Source organism: Pseudanabaena sp. Chao 1811 (assembly GCF_027942295.1).
GTDB lineage: Bacteria > Cyanobacteriota > Cyanobacteriia > Pseudanabaenales > Pseudanabaenaceae > Pseudanabaena.
On the sequence record NZ_CP101416.1, the window covers coordinates 3,875,591 to 3,898,812 of the forward strand.

The 23,222-nt window shown below is 44.7% G+C and carries 18 protein-coding genes and 6 pseudogenes; 11 read left to right on the top strand and 13 right to left on the bottom strand.

Going from position 1 to position 23,222, the window contains the following annotated elements:
* The first annotated feature begins 94 nt into the window (after positions 1-94).
* Complete coding sequence (locus tag NMG48_RS17830; RefSeq protein WP_271252782.1) at positions 95-547, top strand: peroxiredoxin; 453 nt, start codon at positions 95-97, stop codon at positions 545-547.
* 65 nt (positions 548-612) lie between these two features.
* Entirely contained in the window at positions 613-993 is a 381-nt protein-coding gene (locus tag NMG48_RS17835; protein WP_271252783.1) for an SH3 domain-containing protein, read from the top strand.
* 33 nt (positions 994-1,026) lie between these two features.
* On the opposite strand, the gene ispD is transcribed toward NMG48_RS17835, so the two are convergent.
* The 3 genes from ispD to mfd all read right to left on the bottom strand — a co-directional run bounded on the left by ispD (position 1,027) and on the right by mfd (position 5,508).
* Entirely contained in the window at positions 1,027-1,713 is a 687-nt protein-coding gene (gene ispD / locus NMG48_RS17840) for a 2-C-methyl-D-erythritol 4-phosphate cytidylyltransferase (RefSeq protein ID WP_271252784.1), read from the bottom strand.
* Positions 1,714-1,716: 3 nt separating this feature from the next.
* Entirely contained in the window at positions 1,717-1,935 is a 219-nt protein-coding gene (locus tag NMG48_RS17845; protein WP_271252785.1) for a DUF2839 domain-containing protein, read from the bottom strand.
* A 132-nt stretch (positions 1,936-2,067) separates the two neighbouring features.
* Positions 2,068-5,508, bottom strand: a complete 3,441-nt coding sequence (mfd, locus tag NMG48_RS17850) for a transcription-repair coupling factor (RefSeq protein WP_271252786.1) — start codon at positions 5,506-5,508, stop codon at positions 2,068-2,070.
* A 463-nt stretch (positions 5,509-5,971) separates the two neighbouring features.
* On the opposite strand from mfd, the gene acs reads away from it, so the two are divergent.
* Positions 5,972-7,942 carry an acetate--CoA ligase gene (acs, locus tag NMG48_RS17855; protein ID WP_271252787.1) on the top strand — a complete coding sequence of 657 codons (1,971 nt, stop codon included), beginning with the start codon at positions 5,972-5,974 and terminating at the stop codon, positions 7,940-7,942.
* Positions 7,943-7,998: 56 nt separating this feature from the next.
* Here the strand turns inward: acs and NMG48_RS17860 are convergent, their stop codons facing one another.
* Positions 7,999-9,690: an NAD-binding protein gene (locus NMG48_RS17860; RefSeq protein WP_271252788.1), complete on the bottom strand. Its 1,692-nt coding sequence runs from the start codon at positions 9,688-9,690 to the stop codon at positions 7,999-8,001.
* Positions 9,691-9,864: 174 nt separating this feature from the next.
* Between NMG48_RS17860 and NMG48_RS17865 the strand changes: the two are divergent.
* A pseudogene (locus NMG48_RS17865) lies at positions 9,865-10,264 on the top strand (transposase); the annotation flags it as partial.
* Positions 10,265-10,394: 130 nt separating this feature from the next.
* Here the strand turns inward: NMG48_RS17865 and NMG48_RS17870 are convergent.
* A pseudogene (locus tag NMG48_RS17870) lies at positions 10,395-11,009 on the bottom strand (IS256 family transposase); the annotation flags it as partial.
* Between NMG48_RS17870 and NMG48_RS17875 the strand changes: the two are divergent.
* Positions 11,009-11,845 (top strand): annotated as a pseudogene (locus tag NMG48_RS17875) (IS4 family transposase); the annotation flags it as partial. The pseudogenes NMG48_RS17870 and NMG48_RS17875 sit on opposite strands and share 1 nt — an antisense overlap.
* Here the strand turns inward: NMG48_RS17875 and NMG48_RS21865 are convergent.
* Positions 11,845-12,009: pseudogene (locus NMG48_RS21865) on the bottom strand (IS4 family transposase); the annotation flags it as partial. The pseudogenes NMG48_RS17875 and NMG48_RS21865 sit on opposite strands and share 1 nt — an antisense overlap.
* A gap of 93 nt (positions 12,010-12,102) precedes the next feature.
* Between NMG48_RS21865 and NMG48_RS17880 the strand changes: the two are divergent.
* The 4 genes and pseudogenes from NMG48_RS17880 to NMG48_RS17895 form a co-directional block, all read left to right on the top strand.
* The gene (locus NMG48_RS17880; RefSeq protein WP_271252790.1) at positions 12,103-13,314 is read left to right on the top strand and encodes an IS256 family transposase; all 1,212 of its coding nucleotides are present in this window, start codon (positions 12,103-12,105) and stop codon (positions 13,312-13,314) included.
* Between the two features lie 250 nt (positions 13,315-13,564).
* Positions 13,565-14,380: pseudogene (locus NMG48_RS17885) on the top strand (ISAs1 family transposase); the annotation flags it as partial.
* Between the two features lie 80 nt (positions 14,381-14,460).
* Positions 14,461-15,672 carry an IS256 family transposase gene (locus NMG48_RS17890; RefSeq protein ID WP_271251743.1) on the top strand — a complete coding sequence of 404 codons (1,212 nt, stop codon included), beginning with the start codon at positions 14,461-14,463 and terminating at the stop codon, positions 15,670-15,672.
* 34 nt (positions 15,673-15,706) lie between these two features.
* A pseudogene (locus NMG48_RS17895) lies at positions 15,707-16,051 on the top strand (ISAs1 family transposase); the annotation flags it as partial.
* A gap of 184 nt (positions 16,052-16,235) precedes the next feature.
* On the opposite strand, the gene NMG48_RS17900 reads toward NMG48_RS17895, so the two are convergent.
* From NMG48_RS17900 to NMG48_RS17925, 6 genes are all read right to left on the bottom strand, one after another.
* Positions 16,236-16,502 carry a type II toxin-antitoxin system RelE/ParE family toxin gene (locus NMG48_RS17900; protein ID WP_271252791.1) on the bottom strand — a complete coding sequence of 89 codons (267 nt, stop codon included), beginning with the start codon at positions 16,500-16,502 and terminating at the stop codon, positions 16,236-16,238.
* Between the two features lie 3 nt (positions 16,503-16,505).
* A complete protein-coding gene (locus NMG48_RS17905) occupies positions 16,506-16,730 on the bottom strand; it encodes a hypothetical protein (protein WP_271252792.1) in 225 nt (74 codons plus the stop codon).
* 27 nt (positions 16,731-16,757) lie between these two features.
* Positions 16,758-17,153 carry a hypothetical protein gene (locus tag NMG48_RS17910; RefSeq protein WP_271252793.1) on the bottom strand — a complete coding sequence of 132 codons (396 nt, stop codon included), beginning with the start codon at positions 17,151-17,153 and terminating at the stop codon, positions 16,758-16,760.
* 57 nt (positions 17,154-17,210) lie between these two features.
* A complete protein-coding gene (uvrB, locus tag NMG48_RS17915) occupies positions 17,211-19,214 on the bottom strand; it encodes an excinuclease ABC subunit UvrB (protein WP_271252794.1) in 2,004 nt (667 codons plus the stop codon).
* Positions 19,215-19,327: 113 nt separating this feature from the next.
* Positions 19,328-20,008 carry an energy-coupling factor ABC transporter ATP-binding protein gene (locus NMG48_RS17920; RefSeq protein WP_271252795.1) on the bottom strand — a complete coding sequence of 227 codons (681 nt, stop codon included), beginning with the start codon at positions 20,006-20,008 and terminating at the stop codon, positions 19,328-19,330.
* A gap of 83 nt (positions 20,009-20,091) precedes the next feature.
* Positions 20,092-20,349: a hypothetical protein gene (locus NMG48_RS17925; protein WP_345961289.1), complete on the bottom strand. Its 258-nt coding sequence runs from the start codon at positions 20,347-20,349 to the stop codon at positions 20,092-20,094.
* Between the two features lie 301 nt (positions 20,350-20,650).
* Between NMG48_RS17925 and NMG48_RS17930 the strand changes: the two genes are divergently transcribed.
* The gene (locus NMG48_RS17930; protein WP_271252797.1) at positions 20,651-20,824 is read left to right on the top strand and encodes a hypothetical protein; all 174 of its coding nucleotides are present in this window, start codon (positions 20,651-20,653) and stop codon (positions 20,822-20,824) included.
* A gap of 47 nt (positions 20,825-20,871) precedes the next feature.
* Here the strand turns inward: NMG48_RS17930 and nadA are convergent, their stop codons facing one another.
* Positions 20,872-21,858, bottom strand: a complete 987-nt coding sequence (gene nadA / locus NMG48_RS17935) for a quinolinate synthase NadA (RefSeq protein WP_271252798.1) — start codon at positions 21,856-21,858, stop codon at positions 20,872-20,874.
* A 430-nt stretch (positions 21,859-22,288) separates the two neighbouring features.
* Between nadA and NMG48_RS17940 the strand changes: the two genes are divergently transcribed.
* Positions 22,289-23,173 carry a M48 family metallopeptidase gene (locus NMG48_RS17940; RefSeq protein WP_271252799.1) on the top strand — a complete coding sequence of 295 codons (885 nt, stop codon included), beginning with the start codon at positions 22,289-22,291 and terminating at the stop codon, positions 23,171-23,173.
* The last annotated feature ends 49 nt before the right edge of the window (positions 23,174-23,222 follow it).

A 23,222-nucleotide genomic window follows, 5' to 3' on the forward strand; every position in this document is an offset into this window, starting at 1 on the left:
TTGTTGATAAGATGATGATTGGCTGTGCAACACATGTTATATCCAGTCTAAATCCCAAATCAAAATCAAATCAAAAGGTAACGTAGGAAACTCTATGTCTGTCGAAGTCGGTCAAAAAGCTCCAGATTTTACTTTGCCTAGCGATCGCGGCGACATTACCCTCAGCCGCTATGAAGGCAAAGCTAATGTTGTACTTGCCTTTTATCCGGGGGACTTTTCTCCACTCTGTACTAGTGAGATGCAATGCTTTGCCGATGATTGGACAAAGTTTCGTGAAGCTGGGGCAGAGATTCTTGGTATTAGTACTGACCCCATTGATAAACATATTTCTTTTTCTAAAAAGTTAGGTTTGCAGTTTCCGCTACTCAGCGATCGCAATCAAGAGGTTTGCAAGAAATATGGTGTAGCTGGTTTATTTGGTAGTAAACGAGCCTACTGCATTATTGATATTCATGGCATCGTGCGTTATAAACACATTGAGTTTTTACCAGTTTTCAAACGTGAAGATTCGGAACTCTTAGTCGTATTGAGAAGTCTTAAAGCTTAAGCTGAAGCTCCAGAGCGTAAAGGATTACTCATCTTCAGCTTATAAATCAGTTGGGGATGTTACCTATGAAATCTGTAAAAATTTGCTCTCTAATACTTGCAGAGATCGCCGCTCTAATTACTTTTGTGCCACAATTTACCGCCAGTGCCAGCGCTCAATCCGTTACCGATAAAAGCTGTGTTGCCGATGTCATCGGTGAAGATATTGGTTCACAGGTGAATATTCGCTCTGGCGCAGGTACTATTTTTAGTGTGATTGGCACTGTATCGGTAGGTAATCGCGTGATTGTAGTCAATGATGATCAAGACAAAAGCGGTGTTGTGTCTCCCTTTAAGCGCACCGATAGCCAAGGGGATGTTTGGTATCTCACAACGAGATTGAGACAAAGTCCTTACAAAGGATGGATAAGAGCCGACTTCTTAAAACTAAATTGTCCTTATCCTTAAAAAGACAAAGGGAGCGCTTTGCACTCCCTTTGCTTATGATTGGCGCTGTTTCAAAATAAATTCAGCGATCGCTAAATCTTGAGGGGTCGTAACCTTGAGATTGGTTTCTTCACCCATTACAATTTGCACTGCTAAACCAACCTTCTCAAATAGTGCCGCATCATCAGTAACTTCCCAACCTAAATCAACGGCTGTCAGATGGGCATTTTTGAGTAAATCCACTTGAAAACCCTGAGGAGTTTGGGCTGCCCAGAGATGATCGCGATTGGGCGTATCAACAATGGTTTGACCATCGACAATTTTAATTGTGTCCTTAACTGGCACAGCAGCGATAAAACCCTGCATCGTTTTTAAAGACTCATCACAGCGATCAAACAGTTCAGGAGTTGCTAGACATCTCGCTCCATCATGAATTAAGACACGATCGCCTTCGACTGGTAATGCCTTTAATCCATTAAATACGGAAGCTTGGCGCGTATCTCCCCCTTGGATGAGACGAATCGGTTTGGTGGTATTGAGTCTATTAAATATTTTCTGAAACTCAGGATAGTCATGGGGTTGAGCTATCACACCAATCCAAGCGATCGCCTGAGATGCGATCGCTGCTTCGAGAGTCCATTGCAAAATTGGTTTGTCGAGTAGGGGCAATAGCAATTTATTGCGATCGGCTCCCATGCGTTTGCCACTACCCGCCGCAGGAATTAATAAATGACAGGTCATAGGTTAGTCAGCCAAGTGCCACCAGCCAAAGGCGGGACCAATAAAGCGGATCGTTACCCAAATGGCTACGGTGACACCAATGCCATACCATGCCGCCTGTGTCGAAATTTTCACAAATGCGTCGGCTTTGTCTTTAGTCAAAAAAGGGATCCAAGAGGCGATTGGCTCAGCTTTGCCATAGTTTTCGCCTAATACTTCCTTGCGGCGCTTTGACTCGCCCATAATTTTTGCTCCTAAACTCACAATTCATCTAATGATATCAGTTGATATCAGATTGGTTTCTATAGCAATCCTAAATGGTTTGTGGAAGCGCATCCCAAAGGGATGCGCTATGGGTTTTAAGCTTAATCTTTCTTAGCTTTTCGCGAGATGCATTGTGTCTAGCCATTCGATGAGGCTATCAAGCTGTTTGTCATGGGAGAGAGTACCTAAGCCCCTGACGGTGACATTGCCTTTGGTGTAGACAAAGCGCGATCGCACATGGCTAGGGAGATGCTCATGGAGGATTTTCCATGCAGGTTCTTCCATTTTCGATTCGAGGACAACATGTTGTTTGCCATCTGGTTTAATGCGCGAGAAGCCGATCCGCTTAGCAATCAGCTTTAATTCCATGACTTTAATTAATTGCATCGCAGGGGCAGGGACTTTGCCATAACAATCGTTCCATTCTTCAATGATTTGGGCAAGTTCGCGGCGTGAGGTTACGGAAGATACGGCACGATAGGCACTCATCTTGCGATCGCCATCGGGAATATATTCCGCAGGGATAAAGGCAGTAATCGGTAGATCGACTTGGGTATCATCAACTTCAGGGATTTCGGAACCACGTATTTCGGCGATCGCCTCTTGGAGCATCTCCATATACAGGTCAAAGCCAATCGTGTTAATTTGTCCCGACTGTTCCGCACCGAGGAGATTGCCCACGCCTCGAATTTCCATGTCGCGCATGGCTAACTGATAGCCTGAGCCAAGATGGGTAAATTCTTGAATTGCTTTGAGGCGTTTTCGCGCCACATCGGTGAGTTCGCCTTTTTCTTGATAAAAGAGCCATGCGTGGGCTTGGATGCCCGCACGACCGACGCGCCCCCGCAATTGATAGAGTTGGGCTAATCCAAATCTTTGGGCATCTTCGATGATGATCGTATTCACACGCGGAATATCTAAGCCTGACTCGATAATCGTGGTGCAGATCATCATGTCAGATTCGCCACTGCTAAAACTGAGCATGGTGGACTCTAGCTCGGATTCGGGCATTTGTCCGTGGGCGATCGCCATGCGTACCGAGGGCAACATTTCATGGACTTTTGCCGACACCTCGTCGATATCATCAATGCGCGATACGACATAGAAAATCTGTCCGCCGCGATCGAGTTCTTGGCGGATAGCGGCGCGAACTAGTTCGGAGTTATAACGCGATAAATGCGTCATAATCGATCGCCGTGATGGTGGTGGTGTCGTAATCAGGCTCATCTCACGCACCCCAGACATCGCCATATAGAGGGTTCTGGGAATTGGCGTTGCCGAGAGGGTCAGCACATCCACTTCCGTTTTCATGGTTTTGATTTTTTCCTTTTGCGCCACCCCGAAGCGTTGCTCTTCATCAATTACAAGCAAGCCCAAATCTTTAAATTCCACATCCTTAGCTAGCAGTTGATGCGTACCCACGACAATATCTAATTCACCCGTTTTCAGTTTGCGGATAATTTCTTTCTTTTCGGAAGTACTTTTAAAGCGATTGAGTAGCGCAATATTTACAGGATAGGCGGCATAGCGTTCTTGCAAACTATGGTAATGCTGCTGGGCGAGAATGGTCGTGGGAACGAGGAGTGCTGCCTGTTTCCCAGAAGTCACCGCCTTAAAAATTGTGCGAATGGCAACTTCCGTTTTACCAAAGCCAACATCACCGCAAACGAGACGATCCATCGGACGCGCACTTTCCATATCTTGCTTCACATCCTGTGTTGCCTTTAACTGGTCAGGGGTGGCTTGATAGGGAAAGGAATCTTCCATTTCCTGTTGCCAAGGATTATCGGGCGGAAAGGAATAACCCACCTGTTGCGCCCTCTTAGCGTATAGTTCCAACAAGTCAAAGGCAATCTTCTTAATCGCTTTCTTAGCCTTAGCCGTGCTATTTGTCCAAGCCTTGCCCGTCATCTTGTGCAGTTCGGGCTTCGCTTCGTGCATTCCCCGATAGCGCGAGAGGATCGACATCTGATCGACGACAACGCGCAGCAGTCCATCAGCATATTTAAGAACTAAATATTCGCGAGTTTCTTTATTGACTGTGAGCTTCTCTAATTTGACAAACTGCCCAACTCCATGATTTTTGTGAACGACGTAATCCCCAGGGGAAAGCTTATTAAGATCAACCTGTTTTGAGGCAGCGCGGCGACGCTTACGGACATAGTTGGGCGTACCGAGGGCGTGCTGTCCAAAAAATTCGCGATCGCTGATTACGGCAATGCGATAGGTCGGTAATACAAATCCTTGAATTTCGGCAATGCCTGAATATTTCAACGCAACGGCTATTCGCAGATTATGGGTTTTGTCGATCGCAGGAAAATCGCGGACATTGGGAATGAATTGGGCTTGGCAATCATGCTCTTGCAACAGAGCAACGGTGCGGGAAGGTTGGGCGGAAATGAGAATGATTTTGTACTTCTGTTCGCGATAGTCGCGGATGGTTTGGGCAAGCTTCCCAAATTGGTGCGGAATTGCGGGGATCGAGCGACTGGACATATTTACGCCACGATTTTCTTCGGCAAGTTCAAAGAGATCGAGGCGATAGAATTTATTGATGTCGGCTAAACATTCCGCAAAGGAGCGATGGAGTTTGCTCTCACCCCCAGCCCCTCTCCCAGAGGGAGAGGGGAGCAAGAATGATGGAAAAAGTTCTTCGGCGGATTCGTACCAGCGATCGCAGTGGGCTTGGCATTGTTCTAACTCGTCAATAACGACTAGACATTGCTCTGGATTAGGCAGATAGTCTAAGAGCGAAGCGCTAGAAAGTGGATGGACAGCAAATCCCTTGCTGCTAAATTCATCGTCAGGATCTTGTTCGGGGAATTCTAAACTGCCTAAAATATGCCCGTAACTAATGGGCGTTAGTAAAACGGAAGGAATACTATCTAAGGCTCGCTGTGTTGCAGGATCGAATTCGCGAATCCTCTCAATCTCATCGCCGAACCAGTCAATCCGCACGGGCATTTCGCTAGATACAGGGAAAATATCGATAATATCCCCTCGCCTTGCCCATTGCCCCTCAGTCTCAACGGTAGAGGCATTTTCATACCCCATGATTGTAAGATTTTCCGCCAAATCCCGTAACTTAATCTCACAGCCAACTTCTAGTTGGAGACAATAGTCATTAAATGCCTGAGGACTGGGTAAATGCTTTTGTAGAGCGCGATCGGTTGCCACGATCGCCATTTTTTTCTTGTCCCCTTCCTGCTGATCCCAATCGGCTAAATCTGCCAATACCTGCATCTGTCCCCAGATTACCTCTGACTCTGGTTGATATGGCTCATAGGGCAACATATCGGAGTTGGGATAGTAATGCACTGTATGCCAGCCCATCGTCTCTAGCTGCACCGCCCATCGTCCAGCCTCCTCAATGGTAGAGGTGATCACCAGCATGAGCTTTTCTTCTTTTTGGCTCAGGGTAGAGCTAACCAAACCTTTACCGACTCGCGATAAGCCTGAAAGGGTGAGATGGCGCGATCGCACCAGTTTACTCTCTAGTTCATCAGTGAGAGGCGATCGGATTAATGAACGGATGACAGAGGAAAATGGCATGAGCTAGATAAATTAAATGAGCGATTTTACAGATACGGTAAGCGGAGCTTATCACTAAGTCTAGCAATAAGTAGGATAGGGTTAGAGGCAGTATGAATTTATCGATATGCTGTTTCTAGATTGCAAGATATGGCGTACACCATAGTTTTGAAGCCTCTTTCTCAAGTCACAGCTACAATACTGGTGCATCAACCTTTTACCTAAGATCAACCCATAAATAATCGCTGATGTTGCCGATTATTGCGGAATCTTAGTATTTATCGATTAAATAATCTTCGTAAATTACACTAGGGTTATAACCATCACCTTATTAGATTAACCATCAATTTTTTCTTGATTTATAGCGTTTTTTACGCAAGCGATTTACAGAGGGCTATTTCCCCGCCGAATGTAGGGAAACACCCTCGTACTTCACTAGACTGGGACACTATAAATTGATTTAACTATAGATCTTGCAATACCTATGTCTCAACCCACGATTGAATCCGTTTTACAAGAAAAGCGCTTATTTGAGCCATCGGCTGAGTTCTCACAGGCTGCTCACATTAAGAGTTTAGAAGAATACAAACAAATATATGACCGTGCCGCCGCCGATCCTGCTGCATTTTGGGCAGATCTTGCGGATAAAGAATTGCATTGGTTTGAGAAATGGCACACCGTTCTCGATTGGCAGCCCCCATCGGTGAAATGGTTTGATGGCGGCAAAATTAATATTTCCTATAATTGCCTCGATCGCCACTTGACTACTTGGCGCAAGAATAAGGCGGCGTTAATTTGGGAAGGTGAAAATGGCGATTCGCGTACCCTTACCTATGCTCAACTCCATCGCGAAGTATGCCAGTTTGCCAATGCTCTCAAGCAATTAGGAATCCAAAAAGGCGATCGCGTTGGCATTTATATGCCGATGATTCCTGAAGCAGCGATCGCTATGCTTGCCTGTGCCAGAATCGGCGCAGTACATGGTGTGGTATTTGGCGGCTTCAGTGCTGAAGCTTTGCGCGATCGCCTCGTTGATGCTGAAGCAAAATTGGTGATCACTGCGGATGGGGGATGGCGCAAGGACGTAATCGTGCCATTAAAAGACCAAGTAGATAAAGCGATCGCTAATGGAGCCGTACCCTCCGTTACCGATGTGCTAGTAGTCAAGCGCACAGGTCAGAATATCCCCATGAGTGCAGGTCGCGATCATTGGTGGCATGATCTCCAGCAAGGTGTTTCCGCTAAGTGTGAAGCAGAGCCAATGGAAAGCGAAGATATGCTGTTCGTTCTCTATACTTCAGGAAGTACAGGTAAACCGAAGGGAGTTGTGCATACCACCGCAGGCTATAACCTCTATAGTCACATGACCACCAAATGGATTTTTGACCTCAAGGATACCGATGTCTATTGGTGTACTGCGGATGTGGGCTGGATTACAGGACATAGTTATATTGTTTACGGACCTCTTTCCAATGGTGCAACCACCTTAATGTACGAAGGCGCACCTAGAGCTTCTAATCTCGGTTGTTTTTGGGATGTAATTGAGAAGTATCAGGTCACGGTTTTCTATACTGCACCTACCGCGATCCGTTCCTTTATCAAAATGGGCGAACATCATCCGAATACTCGCGATTTAACTTCTCTCCGCCTATTAGGAACTGTTGGCGAACCGATTAACCCCGAAGCTTGGATGTGGTATCACCGTGTCATCGGTGGTAGTCGTTGCCCAATTGTCGATACATGGTGGCAAACGGAAACAGGCGGAATTATGATTACCGCATTACCAGGGGCAATTCCTACGAAACCCGGTTCCGCTACACTACCATTCCCTGGAATTATTCCCGATATTGTCGATTTGGAAGGTGATCCAGCACAATCTAATGAAGGTGGATATCTAATCGTGCGCCATCCTTGGCCGGGGATGATGCGAACTGTTTATGGCGATCCTGATCGCTTCCGTAAGAGCTATTGGGAGCATATTCCACCTAAGGATGGTAAATATGTCTACTTTGCGGGTGATGGCGCTCGCAAGGATGAGGATGGCTATTACTGGGTAATGGGGCGTGTAGATGATGTAATCAATGTGGCAGGACATCGTCTAGGCACGATGGAAATCGAGTCAGCGCTCGTTTCCCATCCTGCGGTGGCGGAAGCGGCAGTCGTCGGTAAGCCCGATGAGGTCAAGGGTGAGGATATCTTTGCCTTTGTGATTCTCGAAGGCGATCGCCAACCTAGCGATGAACTTGCTAAGGAACTGAAGAAGCACGTTGTTGCAGAAATTGGCGCGATCGCTCGTCCCAACGAGATTCGCTTTGCGGAAGCATTACCAAAAACGCGATCGGGCAAAATCATGCGCCGCTTATTGCGATCGCTGGCGGCTGGTCAAGAAATCACCAGCGACACTTCAACCCTAGAAGATCGTTCGATTCTTGATAAATTAAGAGAGGGCGCTTAAGTAACCCTCATCCCAAACCCTCTCCTAGTCAGAGCTTGGCTAATTACAAGAGAAGCCTAACTAACTGCAACTTGAAATGGAGCAACTCGCCAGAGTTGCTCTAATTTTGTGGCTGGCATCGTCAAATAGAGAATATCTCCTGCACTGAGAGAGGCTTCTAGCAAATTCCATCCGTGAATTGTTTGACAGGCAGTCTCAATATAAAGCGGTACAAAATCCGCAGTCATTGAGGCTTCACGTACAGGTTTGCCGCAGAAGGGATGATTGGGCGTAATCATCGTAGCGATCGCTACCCAGAGACTATCGGCGACAATGCCATTACCGAGAATACGTCCACCTAAAGCAGAGGAGGCAAAGGCAGGAGCCGCAATTTCAGGAGGACTAAGTACTGCTTCAAAATCAAATACTTCCTGCGCCATACCTGCATAATAGGGATCGTCATAGCGCACAACTACACGGCAACGGGGAGCAATTCCTTTGGCATTGAGAGCGATTTCCAGATTCGCCGTATCATTGCTGGTGACAGCAAGTAAACTCTCGGCTTTATCTAGATTGGCAGCTTTGAGCGTAGCAGGCAAACTCGCATCACCATGAATGACGGGGATATTATGCGATCGCACCGTATCTAAAAAGCGATTATTAGAATCACGTTCGATGATGAGAACTTCATAACCATAGTTCACTAATTGCATGGCTGTCTGTACACCTACACTTCCCAAACCACAAATCACAATATGATTACGTTGTGGCACTCGTGCAGCATCCCAGAAGTTCCGTAACCGTGAGCCGAGAATAAAATCATTGAGAATCGCGTAGAAAATCCCAATTACTGCTGTACCAATCAGCATCATGATGATTGTAAAGAATTTGATGCTATCGGTGGAATGTTCTACTACCTGCTCATTGCCTCCTGCTCCCGTAATCATCCCTACAGAAAAATAGAGGGCATCTACTAAGGAAACTCCCATCTGAAAACTCGTGTAGATAACCGTTGCCGAAAAAATCGTTAGTAACAAAGCGATCGCTGTAAATAAAACGGCTCTCCCATGTTCATGAAAATGGCGAAATCCCATAAACAACTTCGATATTTTTTGCAAGATCGGACGAGAGGCAGTTCTAACGTTAGGTTGTGTACCTAGCAAAAGGCGATCGCCGATCTGCAATGTACGCCCACTGAGTACAGCGCTTACGAGGTCAACTCTAGCCTCATCGTAGGGAAGATAATAGATCAACATCCGCGTCCGATCTTCCCAAAACTCTGATAAGGGCTTGCCGCACCAAGGATGACGCTCATCGATATATTCTTCGTGAATCGGCCAAATTTGGTTAAAGAGGCGCAACTGCCCGATCGCTTCACTTCCCATCGCGCTAAAGGCAAATACGGGGGCTGCCAGAGCCGCAACGCTCATAGTGACATGATTAGGCAGTGTTAAATCTAAGCGTGTACCCAGACTAGAGTTAAAAAGACGATTAATAATTCTGACATGGGGATTAAGGACTCGCGCCTGCATCAAGATGCTGAGATTGCGGGTTTCATCGGCTCCTGCCAAAATCAAGGTCTGAGCATCTCGAATTCCTGCGGCTAGCAAAGTCTCCGCCGCTGCCAAATCACCAATGACAATTTCTACATCCGCTTGGTGAATAGGCTTGTCATGAATGCCAATCACAAAGCAACCTTGCTGCTTGAGCAGACTCAAAATCTTGTAACCCGTTCGGTCTAGACCACAGACGATAATGCGGGGTTTCATTGCTTATACGCGATCGCGGTCGCTACCCATAGGACTATCGCAACTATTGTGAGCTATAGATGACATTACGACTGTAGCTCACAACACGAATTACAATTTAGGCGTTAGGCCATAAAAGGCACTGGTCAGTAAAGGGGTGAGGAGTAAAATAAAGAGGTAGAGTTGGAAGAAAACATGGAATGTCCGCACTGCCAAAGCGAAAAAGTAGTCAAGAATGGCAAAGATTACCACCAAGATGGCAAAGCAATCCAGAATTACTTATGCAAAGGATGTGGCAAGCGATTCAACGAACGGACAGGAACAGCGATGTCAAGGCTAAGAACCCCAGCAAGTATCGTGTCCTACGCGCTGAAGAAGAGGACAGAGGGGATGGGAATCAGAGCAAGTGGGAGAGTGCTAGAAAAATCGCACACTAGCATCATGAGATGGGAGCAAAAACTGGCAAATCATGCAGAACAATGGAGTCCAGAAGCCCCAGTAGGAGGAGAAGTGACTATTGAAGGAGATGAAATTTATACTCGCGTAGGCGAGAACCTTCCCCCCCAGTGAATCAAAAGGGTGGACAGTGATATTTAACCTAAGTTGCTACCCATAGATTAACGCTAAGAGCAAGGACAAAGAGCATGACTTTAAGCTCAAAGCCCTTGGCAGTAACAGCATGAATCGATTTGAGACTGTCAAGCATTTTGTGTAAAGTCTAGAAGCTAGATGTGGAGACGATCCTCAAAGAGGATGGCAAAGCGATTAAGAGCAGGCTTCCAATCACGGATCGGCATTGTCCATTTCTTGGAAATATTCCGCATGGCAAGATAAACCAGCTTGAAAGCAGTCTCATCAGAGGGAAAAATCTGCTGAGATTTAATCACTTTACGCAAACTGCTATTCATCGACTCAAGTGCCTTGGTGGTGTAAATCGCCCTGCGAATCTCGGTTGGGAAAGCAAAGAAGGGGATAATATTCGCCCAATGACTGCGCCAAGATTTGGAAATCGACGGATATTGCTTGTCCCATTTCTCAGCAAAGAGTTCGAGGTTAAACTCTGCCTCCGATTCCGTTGCCGCAGCATAAATCGCCTTGAGGTCAGCACAAACCTGCTTACGCTGTTGCCAAGGCACAAAAGCGACTGAGTTTCTGACCATGTGGACAATGCATAACTGCACCTGAGTTTTAGGAAATACAGTTTCAATAGCATTGGGAAATCCTGTCAAGCAATCGACACAAGCAATCAAAATATCTTTGACTCCACGGTTGTGAATTTCGGTGAGTACCGATAGCCAGAACTTTGCACCCTCATTCGGGGAAATCCACATACCCAATAATGATGGTGGTCAAAGTAATGAAAATCCCTGAACCATGGGTAATCAGCATCGACCGCACAGACTGGAAATTTGGTAAGACGGTGTTTAATGTGCTGACATTGGGAGTAGTCCATCAAGGAGTCGCGTTCCCCTTAGTCTGGATGATGCTGAATAAAAAAGGTAACTCGAACACCCGTGAACGCTGTGAACTGTGGAATCGATTTCTGGAAATATTTGCAGACCGCAAAATTGACTTTTTAACCGCAGACCGAGAGTTTGTGGGAGAAGAGTGGTTTGATTATTTGCTGTGTGACCCATGTACTCCATTTAGAATCCGTATTCGCAAAAACACCTTAATTGACGACGGGCAGAAACAACTACGGGCGGATGTTTGCTTCCAAGACCTTCAAGTGGGTCAATCAAAGGTATTATCCAAGCCAAGGCTAGTTTGGGGACATTGGCTTTATATTGCAGCTATGCGTCTGAAGAATGGAAATTTGTTAGTTATAGCTACTGCTCATGACCCTAATAGCGCGATTGCTGACTATGCTAAACGTTGGGCGATTGAGACTCTCTTTGGTTGCTTTAAATCCCGTGACTTTTGTTTGGAGTCTACTCATCTTCAAGACCCTGAACGTCTTTCTAAACTTATAGCTTTGCTCACTCTTGCTTTGTGTTGGTGTTTTTCCTCTGGTTTGTGGCAATCTCTCATTAAGACCCTCAAACCAAAAAAACATGGTCGTTTCCCAAAAAGCATTTTTCGTCTTGGTTTTGATTTCCTCCGTCACTTCATCTTTGACCTTCATCTCAATTCTCAAGCCTTCTTTAACTCCATTAAATTTTTGTCCTGTACTTAGGTCAGCACATTAAACACGGTTTTACCGAATTCCCAATCGGTGCGGTCGATAGAAATTACCCAAGGTTCGGGGATTTGCATGACTTTGACGACCATGAGTGCGATGTTTTCATAGTCCACTTCAAAGTCTCGAAAAAATCTCTGTAACCTCTTATAGTGTGATTCGACTTTGGCATAAAGAGTGTAAAGTGAAGTGTGTAAAGTCTGGGATATATACAGAGAGATGATCTAGACACACAATTACCAACACTAAAACTGATGAATATACGCAAAGAATTGCTCGACGAATTGCTGCAAGAATGTAAAACACCACCTGACCTATTCGGAGAAGGAGGAATCCTGAAGCAACTGACGACCGCATTAGTGGAGAGAGCATTGGAAGCAGAACTATCCATGCATCTGGGCTACGGAAAACATGAACCAAGACCAGAAGGACAAACCAACAGTCGCAACGGTTATAGCCAGAAAAAAGTGCAAGGTGACTTTGGCGTAGCCGAAATCGCAGTCCCCCGAGATCGGCAAGGGGAGTTTGAACCACAGATGGTGAAGAAAGGACAAAGCCGCTTGTCAGGACTAGATGAAAAGATCATTGCTCTCTACGCACGAGGTATGAGTGTCAGGGATATTCAAGCCCAGTTGCAAGAAATGTATGGTGTTGAAGTATCACCAACACTTATTTCCAATGTTACAGATGCAGTAATTGACGAGGTGAAGCAATGGCAAAACCGTCCCCTTGAAGCAGTCTATCCAATCGTCTTTCTGGACTGTCTAGTCATCAAAGTCCGAGACAATGGCAGAGTGATTAACAAATCCTTGTACTTTGCCTTGGGCGTGAATATGGACGGGTACAAGGAATTACTGGGTATGTGGATTTCTCCGAATGAAGGTGCGAAATTCTGGTTGTCAGTACTCACCGAAATTCACAACCGTGGGGTCAAAGATATTTTGATTGCCTGTGTCGATGGCTTGACTGGTTTCCCTAATGCGATTGAGACGGTATTTCCTAAAACTCAGGTGCAGTTATGCATTGTCCACATGGTCAGAAACTCGGTCGCTTTTGTACCTTGGCAACAGCGTAAGCAAGTTTGTGCTGACCTCAAGGCTATTTATAGCGCGGCGACGGAATCGGAGGCTGAGTTTAATCTCGAACTCTTTGCTGAAAAGTGGGACAAGCAATATCCATCAATCTCCAAGTCTTGGCGCAGTCATTGGGCAAACATTATCCCCTTCTTTGCTTTCCCGACCGAGATTCGCAGGGCGATTTATACCACCTATGCGATTGAGTCGATGAACAGTAGTTTGCGGAAGGTGATTAAATCCCAACAGATTTTTCCCTCTGATGATGCTGCTTTCAAGCTCGTTTATTTAGCAATGCGGAATATCTCGAAGAAGTGGACGATGCCGATTCGTGATTGGAAACCTGCTCTTAATCGCTTTGCCATCCTCTTCGAGGATCGTCTCCACGTCTAGCTTCTAGACTTTACACATTTTACTTGACAATCTCAACGAATTTTCTCGGGGCTATTTATCTCACTGCTTCCTTTATCTGGCTTAATTGATGACACGCCCTAGAGTACACTATTTTCTAGATTTACGCTTTACCGATTAAGCGATCACTAGGGCAACCGCACACGTTTCTTAACAAACTAGTAAGCATTTTTAACAAGGAGAAAAAGGTAGAAACGAGAGAATAGAGAATATTTAGAATGAGCAGCCCAAAATGCTAGATACAGTCAACCCCATCGGATTAATCGAAACCCACTTTGGGAACTTGCAAGATCCCAGAGCAGCACACGGTATCCTGCATAAGCTGCTCGACATATTGATAATCACGATTTGTGCAGTGATCTGTGGAGCTGATAATTTCATCGCAATCGCCGAATATGGCAAAGAGAAAGAAGAATGGTTAAAGACATTTTTGGAATTAGCCAACGGCATACCATCAGTAGATACATTCGAGAGATTATTTGCGAGACTAAAGCCAGAAGAATTGCAAAAAAGCTTTATTAGTTGGATGGAAGCAGTCCATAAATCAACCGATGGAGAATTGATTAACATAGATGGCAAAACTCTGAGAGGGGCAAAGGGATCAGGAAATTCACGTAGTCTGATTCATATGGTGAGTGTGTGGTCAGCATCACAACATTTGGTATTGGGACAGAAAAAAGTAGACGAGAAATCCAATGAAATAACAGCGATTCCATCATTGCTAAAAATGTTAGCGATACGAGGTTCAGTGGTGAGCATAGATGCAATGGGATGTCAGACCGAAATCGCGAAAACAATCATCGAAGAGGGAGCAGATTATGTGTTAGCGCTGAAAGGCAATCAAGGTAATCTCCATAAAGATGTGCGTGAACTATTTACCTCTGCACGAGAACAGAACTTCAAAAATATTGAACATCAGTTCTATGAAACGGTTGAGAAAGGACATGGGCGCATTGAAACCCGTCGCTATTGGACAATGGGTAATACCGAATACTTAATTGGTGCGGAGAAATGGATAGGTTTGAAAAGTATTGGTATGGTTGAATCGAGAGTGTAAAGTGAAGTGTGTAAAGTCTGGGATATATACAGAGAGATGATCTAGACACACAATTACCAACACTAAAACTGATGAATATACGCAAAGAATTGCTCGACGAATTGCTGCAAGAATGTAAAACACCACCTGACCTATTCGGAGAAGGAGGAATCCTGAAACAACTGACAACCGCGTTGGTGGAGAGAGCATTGGAAGCAGAACTATCAACCCATCTGGGATACGGTAAGCACGAACCTAGACCAGAAGGACAAACTAACAGTCGCAACGGTTATAGCCAGAAAAAAGTGCAAGGTGACTTTGGCGTAGCCGAAATCGCAGTCCCCCGAGATCGGCAAGGGGAGTTTGAACCGCAGATGGTGAAGAAAGGACAAAGTCGCTTGTCAGGACTAGATGAAAAGATCATTGCTCTCTACGCACGAGGTATGAGTGTCAGGGATATTCAAGCCCAGTTGCAAGAAATGTATGGTGTTGAAGTATCACCAACACTTATTTCCAATGTTACAGATGCAGTAATTGACGAGGTGAAGCAATGGCAAAACCGTCCCCTTGAAGCAGTCTATCCAATCGTCTTTCTGGACTGTCTAGTCATCAAAGTCCGAGACAATGGCAGAGTGATTAACAAATCCTTGTACTTTGCCTTGGGCGTGAATATGGACGGGTACAAGGAATTACTGGGTATGTGGATTTCTCCGAATGAAGGTGCGAAATTCTGGTTGTCAGTACTCACCGAAATTCACAACCGTGGGGTCAAAGATATTTTGATTGCCTGTGTCGATGGCTTGACTGGTTTCCCTAATGCGATTGAGACGGTATTTCCTAAAACTCAGGTGCAGTTATGCATTGTCCACATGGTCAGAAACTCGGTCGCTTTTGTACCTTGGCAACAACGCAAGCAAGTTTGTGCTGACCTCAAGGCTATTTATAGCGCGGCGACGGAATCGGAGGCTGAGTTTAATCTCGAACTCTTTGCTGAAAAGTGGGACAAGCAATATCCATCAATCTCCAAGTCTTGGCGCAGTCATTGGGCAAACATTATCCCCTTCTTTGCTTTCCCGACCGAGATTCGCAGGGCGATTTATACCACCAATGCGATTGAGTCGATGAACAGTAGTTTGCGGAAGGTGATTAAATCCCAACAGATTTTTCCCTCTGATGATGCTGCTTTCAAGCTCGTTTATTTAGCAATGCGGAATATCTCGAAGAAGTGGACGATGCCGATTCGTGATTGGAAACCTGCTCTTAATCGCTTTGCCATCCTCTTCGAGGATCGTCTCCACGTCTAGCTTCTAGACTTTACACATTTTACTTGACAGTCTCGTTGAATCAGATCGAATTATAAATGGAACTATTTCTACTGAACAGCGATACTATCTGCTTAGTCTTGAGAGTGATGTCCACAGATTTTCCCAATCTGTCAGAAATCACTGGAGTATTGAAAATCGACTACATTGGATTCTCGATGTTGGCTTTAATGAGGATGCTTCTCAATCCTGTCGAGGCTATATTGCCGAAAACTTAGCTGTTATACGTCATATCAGTTTAAATTTGTTGTCAAGAGATAAAACTAGTAAGGTCGGGGTCAAGACTAAACGTCTTAAAGCTGGCTGGAACAATAACTATCTTAAGGATGTCCTAAGTGCCTTAAACATAGTCGCTGTCTAAATCTCGTTAATTGTTAAGAAACGTGTGCGGTTGCCCTAAAGCGATCACACAATAACTTGATCTTGTCGCAAAAAACGCCAGATTGTTCAAGTTATTGTTTCTTGGCTGCATTTTTCTTCTGTATTAGCGATCTCATTGACATTACTCTGCTCCGCCGCCTCAACTTTTTGTTCGACATCTTTCATCAATAAACCTCATCATGAGTACCAATATCGATAAGAATGATCGCCTCTGAGTCAACGCTGAAGACAATGCGACAATCATAACCGCAAGAACAAGCCTGAAATCCTTCCAACTTGCCCCTAAGAGGATGTGTACCTAAACTCGGTGCAAACACATCTAACTCCATTTGCTGAATCACATTCTCTATGCGATTTTTTAGCTCAGGATTTCGTTTAACATATCGCCTCAAAGCACGCCCAAACTTTGGCGAAAAAACAATCTTTCTCATAGATTATTCGGGCGCATCAAGCATATTGCGTAATTCTGCGATCGCCTCTTCTGCTGTGTAAGACTTTAATTCACCAGCTTGATACGCCGCTAGTGCCTCCCGTCCATTTTGAGCAATCTCATCGCGCCGACGCTCAATCTGACGATCGCGAATAATTTGTAACAACATATCTTGTTGTTCTGTCGATAGTTGTTCAACAACCTCAAGTGCTGCTGCAAGTGTAACCATTTCAAAACACTCCACTTGATATTTTTATTAACTTAAATTGATTGTATTCGCATTTTCTATATTGGCGATCGCCTTCACTGTCGCACTATCCCGTGCATCAATTGTCTGTGAGACATTCTTTTGATTGCCAGTATTGATCTGCTGCTGGATTTGCTGCACATCCGCCACCAACTCATTCCAAAAATCAGACTTCCGCAGTTTCTCAATTTCCAGAAATGGCACAACATTTTCTTGCAAGCCAGCCTCGGATTTACTCGCCTCAGATGATTCCAAAGCCTTGATCGCCTCAGGTTCACCCGCAAATTTTGCCTTCAGTTTTGCCCAAGCCTTCTTTGCCAAATCCACCGCACCCTTGGCAAGTTCACCAGCACTTGCCTTAATCGCCCCATCAAAGATCACCTTCAATATTTCTGCTCCAGTCATAATAACTTCCTATATTCTAAATTCACTTTCCCTAAAATTTTATCTTGTTTTCTGGATTTATGCTTTACCGATTAAGCGATCGCGTAGAGCCTTGATCTTGTCGCGAAAAGCAGCAGCTTGCTCGAATTCCTGCTTCTTCGCAGCATCTTTCATTTGGGCTTCCAACTGCTCGATGATCGCGGGAATGTCATCTAGAGAAATCTCCTTCGCATTATTGACCACATACTCAAGCTGACGCTCATTGAGGCGGCGCGAAACAGATAGAAAATCGAGAATCGCGTTACCTTCAAGCGACTTCACAATTGACCTTGGCGTAATATTATTGTCTTCATTGTATTTAATCTGAATGCGGCGGCGGCGTTCCGTTTCGGAAATTGCCTTTTCCATACTGTTAGTCAAGCGATCAGCGTACATAATCACCTGTCCTGCCACATTTCGCGCCGCCCGTCCGATGGTTTGAATTAGCGATCGCTCGGCTCTTAAAAAACCTTCCTTATCTGCATCCAGAATCGCCACCAGTGACACTTCAGGCAAATCTAAACCTTCCCGCAACAAGTTCACTCCGATCAGAACATCAAACTCTCCTTTTCGCAGAGCTTGCAGGATTTCAATTCGTTCAATAGATTTGATGTCGGAATGGAGATATCGCACCGATAGATTTCGCTCTTGAAAATAGGTAGTCAAATCCTCCGCCATTTTCTTAGTTAGGGTTGTAATTAAGACCCGTTCCTTGCGCTTAATTCGCAATTGAATCTCATGATAGAGATCGTCAACTTGTCCCTCAGTTGGACGCACAAATATCTCAGGATCGACTACGCCTGTGGGTCTGATGATCTGCTCAACTACTTGTTCTGAAACTTCCATTTCCCAATCTCCGGGGGTGGCGGAAACAAAAATACATTGCTTGACCATATCCCAAAATTCATCAGCCTTGAGAGGTCGATTGTCCGCTGCACTGGGCAAACGGAAGCCATGATCGATCAGCGTCATTTTCCTTGCGCGATCGCCATTATACATTCCTCTAATTTGCGGTATAGAAACGTGAGACTCATCGACAATCAATAACCAATCATCCTTGGGAAAATAGTCTACTAGACAGGCTGGAGACTCTCCCGCTTGCCGTCCTGCGAGATGCCGTGAATAGTTCTCTACGCCATTACAGAAACCCACTTCTTGTAGTAGTTCCAAATCATACTTTGTACGTTGTTCTAGACGTTGAGCTTCTAGCAATTTTCCTGCGTTAGTTAATTCTTCGAGACGTTCTTCGAGTTCTGCTTTAATATCTGCACAGGCAATTTCTAAGCGATCAGCAGGGGTGACAAAGTGCCTTGCAGGATAGATATTCAGAGCTTCCATACTTTGCAAAATCTCACCCGTCACAGGATCGACATAGCGAATTGCTTCAATCTCATCGCCAAAAAATTCTACGCGAATGGTGCGATCTTCGTAGGCAGGTCCAATTTCTAAAATGTCTCCCTTGACACGGAATTTACCTCGACCTAGCTCAATATCATTGCGCTCATACTGCACGTTGGTTAAAGCTTTTAGCAATTCCCTTTGATCATATTCCACACCCACTGCTAGCGGAATCGAAGCCTTGAGATATTCCTCTGGAATTCCTAAACCATAGATGCAGCTTACGGAGGCGACCACAATTACATCTTTACGCTCAAACAGTGATCGCGTGGCGGAGTGGCGTAGCATATCAATTTCGTCATTAATTGAAGCAGTCTTCTCAATGTAGGTATCGGTAACGGGAATATATGCCTCTGGCTGATAGTAGTCGTAATAACTAATGAAATATTCAACGGCATTATTGGGAAAGAATTCGCGCAATTCATTACATAGCTGCGCCGCTAAGGTCTTGTTATGGGCTAGCACTAAAGTGGGCTTTTGATATTTGGCGATCGCATTGGCGACGGTCATCGTTTTGCCAGTACCCGTTGCGCCCAGTAGGGTTTGATAACGCATTCCTTTCTGTAAACCATCGAGCAGTTGGGCGATCGCTTTGGGTTGATCGGCGGTAGGTTGCCAAGGGGTACGAATGTCGAACAGTGCCATGAGGTTTGTTGAGAACGCTATCAAGATCAAGGATCTCTATCATACCAAACCCTAATTGTAAGGAAGGACGGTGCTTCGCACCGTCCTTCCTTACAATTAGGACTCCCGTTAATTTAACTGCGTTCTAATAACACTTGTTTTAAGCGCATGGGGTCGCCTTTATCGATGACTTGCCCCTGCTCTAATAAAAATGCTCCATCAGCATAGTCAAGTTCATTTAGGCGATGGGTCACCCATAGGGCTGTAAGATTTTTTTGCTTGACGAGATCGCGCACCGAGGCAACTAGATCGATCTGATTTTCACCATCTAATAATGCCGTTGGTTCATCAAGTAGTAAGACTTCTGCATGTCGAGCGATCGCACCAGCGATCGCTACCCGTTGTTTCTGCCCCCCACTGAGAGCATAAATGGGACGACGGAGCATTTGGGAGAGATTGACAGCACTGAGAGATTCTTTAACTCGATGCAGTGTTTCAATATAGGACAACTTTTCGGATACTAGTCCAAAGGCGATATCTGCCCCGACTGTAGGCATGACCAGTTGGTGATCAGGATTTTGAAAGACAAACCCCACGCGATCACTAATTTCAATTTCCCCCGACTTGGGCTTGAGCAATCCCGCTAATAGCCTTAGTAAAGTTGATTTGCCACTGCCATTTGTCCCCAGTAGCATCCAAAATTCCCCTTTAGGGACAGACAAAGTACAGCGATCAAGAACGGTCTCGCCCGATGCCCACGCAAAGGAAAGCTCGCGAACACTAATGGCAGCAGTGGTAACGGATTCAATGGGCATTGGTTAAATGGCTAGTAATGCAAATATGCAAGTTAGGAAAGAGCTATAGGGGAGTGCAAAAACTCCCCCTAATAGTTTAAAGGTTAGCCGCGTACAAAACCTGCACCGAGATTTGCCGAGGAGCCTGATTTTTCGGAAACCTGCGCGGCTGAGATTTCACTCACAAGTACTGAGACCTTTTTGCCTTCTTGTTTTTCGCAGGTTAATTCCAAAATCTTGGGGTGACCGTTGTTGATCGCATTGGCAATCTCACGATAAAGAGATTCGGCGTTTTCTTGTTCCTTGCGCTGTACGGACAAAGCGATCGGATTATTTTTGAGGGTGATTTCGACTGTGTACATCAGCATTAATGAGGTTTCCTGCCTAGAGATAAAAAGAGATCAAAATAAATGCTTGTCTTTTCTCAGTATGCCATTGCATCGGCAATCCAAGGTGATGTTTGTAGTAGGGCATCCCGTATAGACCTCTACTTATCATTAATCCATATACAAATCATTCCCTGCAACATGTAAATTTAATGTGTATGACAAAAATGCTTTTATATCATGATTTGTATATTTATTTTAGTTTTTGAGTTCTACGATACTAAATATTCTTTAACAAGAGCGATAAATTAATGAGTGCTGGAATGACATAAAAAACATGACGCAAGATAATCTTCAAAGAGTCAGAACCCTCCGCCAACAAATTATTGCTGAAACCCGTCATGGCTTTGCCGATTGGAACTTAGTGCAAAAGTTGTTAGATGAATTAATGGAAAATCATCACCAATACAAACAGTTTGCTCTCAAAGAAAATCTTAATCTCTATAAATGAAAGCCACTCTAGACAGGGAAATCCTCGTAATGTTGGGATTTTCCTGCTTAAATTGACATTTCTAGCATCCGTTGCATGGGTTTGAGAGCCGCTTGACGAATAGTTTCATCAAGAATGATTTCGGGGGAACGATTTTTCATGGCGAGATATACCTTCTCTAGGGTGTTGAGACGCATGTAGGGACATTCATTGCAGGCGCAATTACTTGTTGGTGGTGCGGGGATAAATTTTTTAAATGGAGTTGCCTTTTGCATTTGGTGAATTACACCAGATTCTGTGACTACGATAAATTCTTGGCGATCGCTTTTCTGCACATATTTCAACAGGCCTGTAGTCGAACCAATAAAGTCGGCATGACGCAATACATTGGCTTCACATTCAGGGTGGGCGATGATATCGGCTTGAGGATGACTGATTTTTAGTTCTACTAACTTGCGCTCAGAAAAGATTTCATGCACCATGCAAGCACCATCCCAAAGGAGGAGATCGCGTCCTGTTTGTTCGCTGACATAACGCCCCAGATTGCGATCGGGCGCAAAGATGATCGGCTGATCCTTAGGAATTTGATTAACGATCTCGACAGCATTGGAACTAGTACAAATAATATCGCTCAGGGCTTTGATTTCTGCTGAGCAGTTTATGTAGGAAATCACCAAATGATCGGGATGTTCAGCTTTAAAAGCTGCAAAGCGATCAGGAGGACAACTATCGGCAAGTGAGCAGCCTGCATCGAGATCGGGGAGCAAAACTAACTTATTAGGATTCAAAATCTTGGCGGTTTCTGCCATGAAATGTACACCCAGAAATACAATCACATCTGCTTGACAATTGACCGCAGCTTGAGATAGCCCTAGAGAATCGCCGATATAGTCAGCGATATCTTGGAGATCGGGATCTTGGTAATAATGAGCCAAAATAACCGCATTCAGTTCCTTTTTAAGATCAGCGATCGCTGTAAATAGGTCTTGAGGAATGGCATTCTGGGAAAGTTGGCGATCGCTAAGTTGTTCAGCTTTAGGAGCGGTGAGAAACACGGTTTGCCTCACTAAATTAATATTTACTAGTATTTGCAGGTAGGCGAGATTGTAGGTTTTAGGATGAGCATCGCTTTGTGCTGTTCATCTATTTTGAACTACAGGTTGGGAGAATTGTGTAAATCGGGCTTTGGGGACAGATTTATAGTGGCAAATATTGATTCAATATATTTAATTATAGTAGAAGTTACCAAAAATGGTTGAGATCCTGCAAACCTCATCTCATTTTTTTTGCAACTTTTTCTATAGGTTTTACGTCATCATTTTGGAATCCGCAGATAATTAACAATCTAAGCTGCAAGGTTATGATTACTCTAAGTCTAGTAATTCCAGCTTCATGAGTTGGGGCTGATGGTGGGGATATATTTTTTGGATATTGTGCGTAAGTTAAGTGGATATGAGCTAAGTAAAGCTTGAGGTAACTGTAAATATGAAAACATCGATCGCCAAGTTGTCAATATCAAAATTGATTGGTTCAAGACTTCAGCATTACTGGAAATTCGTCACTGTCTGCCTGATGTCTTTGCTATTAGCAGTTACGCTCAATCCTTTTGCTGTTAAAGCTTTTGACCTATCTGATTTATTTCGTGTTTTACCTTCGGCTATCCAGATCATTCAGCTTTCTAGCATTGGGGATAATGACGAAGTTGCCCTTGGTAGACAAATCGACGGTCAAATTCAGCAAGAGGTGAGGATTAGTCGTGACCCTGCGGCAAATGCTCTGGTTAGTCGCTTAGGTCAGATTCTCGTACCAACGAGCGATCGCCCGAATATTCCCTATACCTTTCGTGTAGTTGATGACAAAAATCTCAATGCCTTTGCGACGATGGGCGGGTTTGTGTACATCAATACAGGTACAATCGCTGCCTCTGATAATGTGGCACAGCTAGCCAGCGTCATCGGTCACGAAATGGGACATATTGCAGGTCGTCATGCCCTAGAACAAATGAAACAAATGGCGATCGCTCAAGGTATTGCCACTATTGCTGGGGTTGCTGATGATCGTTTAGTAGGCATTGGCGTAAATCTAGCGTTACGCTTGCCAAATAGCCGTGAAGCCGAGTTTGATGCCGATCGCCGAGGTTTGATTAATATTACTAGGGCTGGATTTGCAGCAAGAGCGATGCCCGCCTTCATGCAAAAGTTAGCTAGTGCCAGTAACGGTGGTGGCGCTCCTTCCTTTTTAAGTACGCATCCAGCAACAGGTGAACGTATTAGCGCTCTTAATCAAGCTATCCAAGAGAATAATTTAAATACTTCAGGTGGTTTAAATGACGCTGAATATCAAAGAATTTGGCGATCGCGCTTTCGTTAAATAACGCGATTTCGGGATAATTTGAAACGGGCTTTTAGAGAGGGCTTGC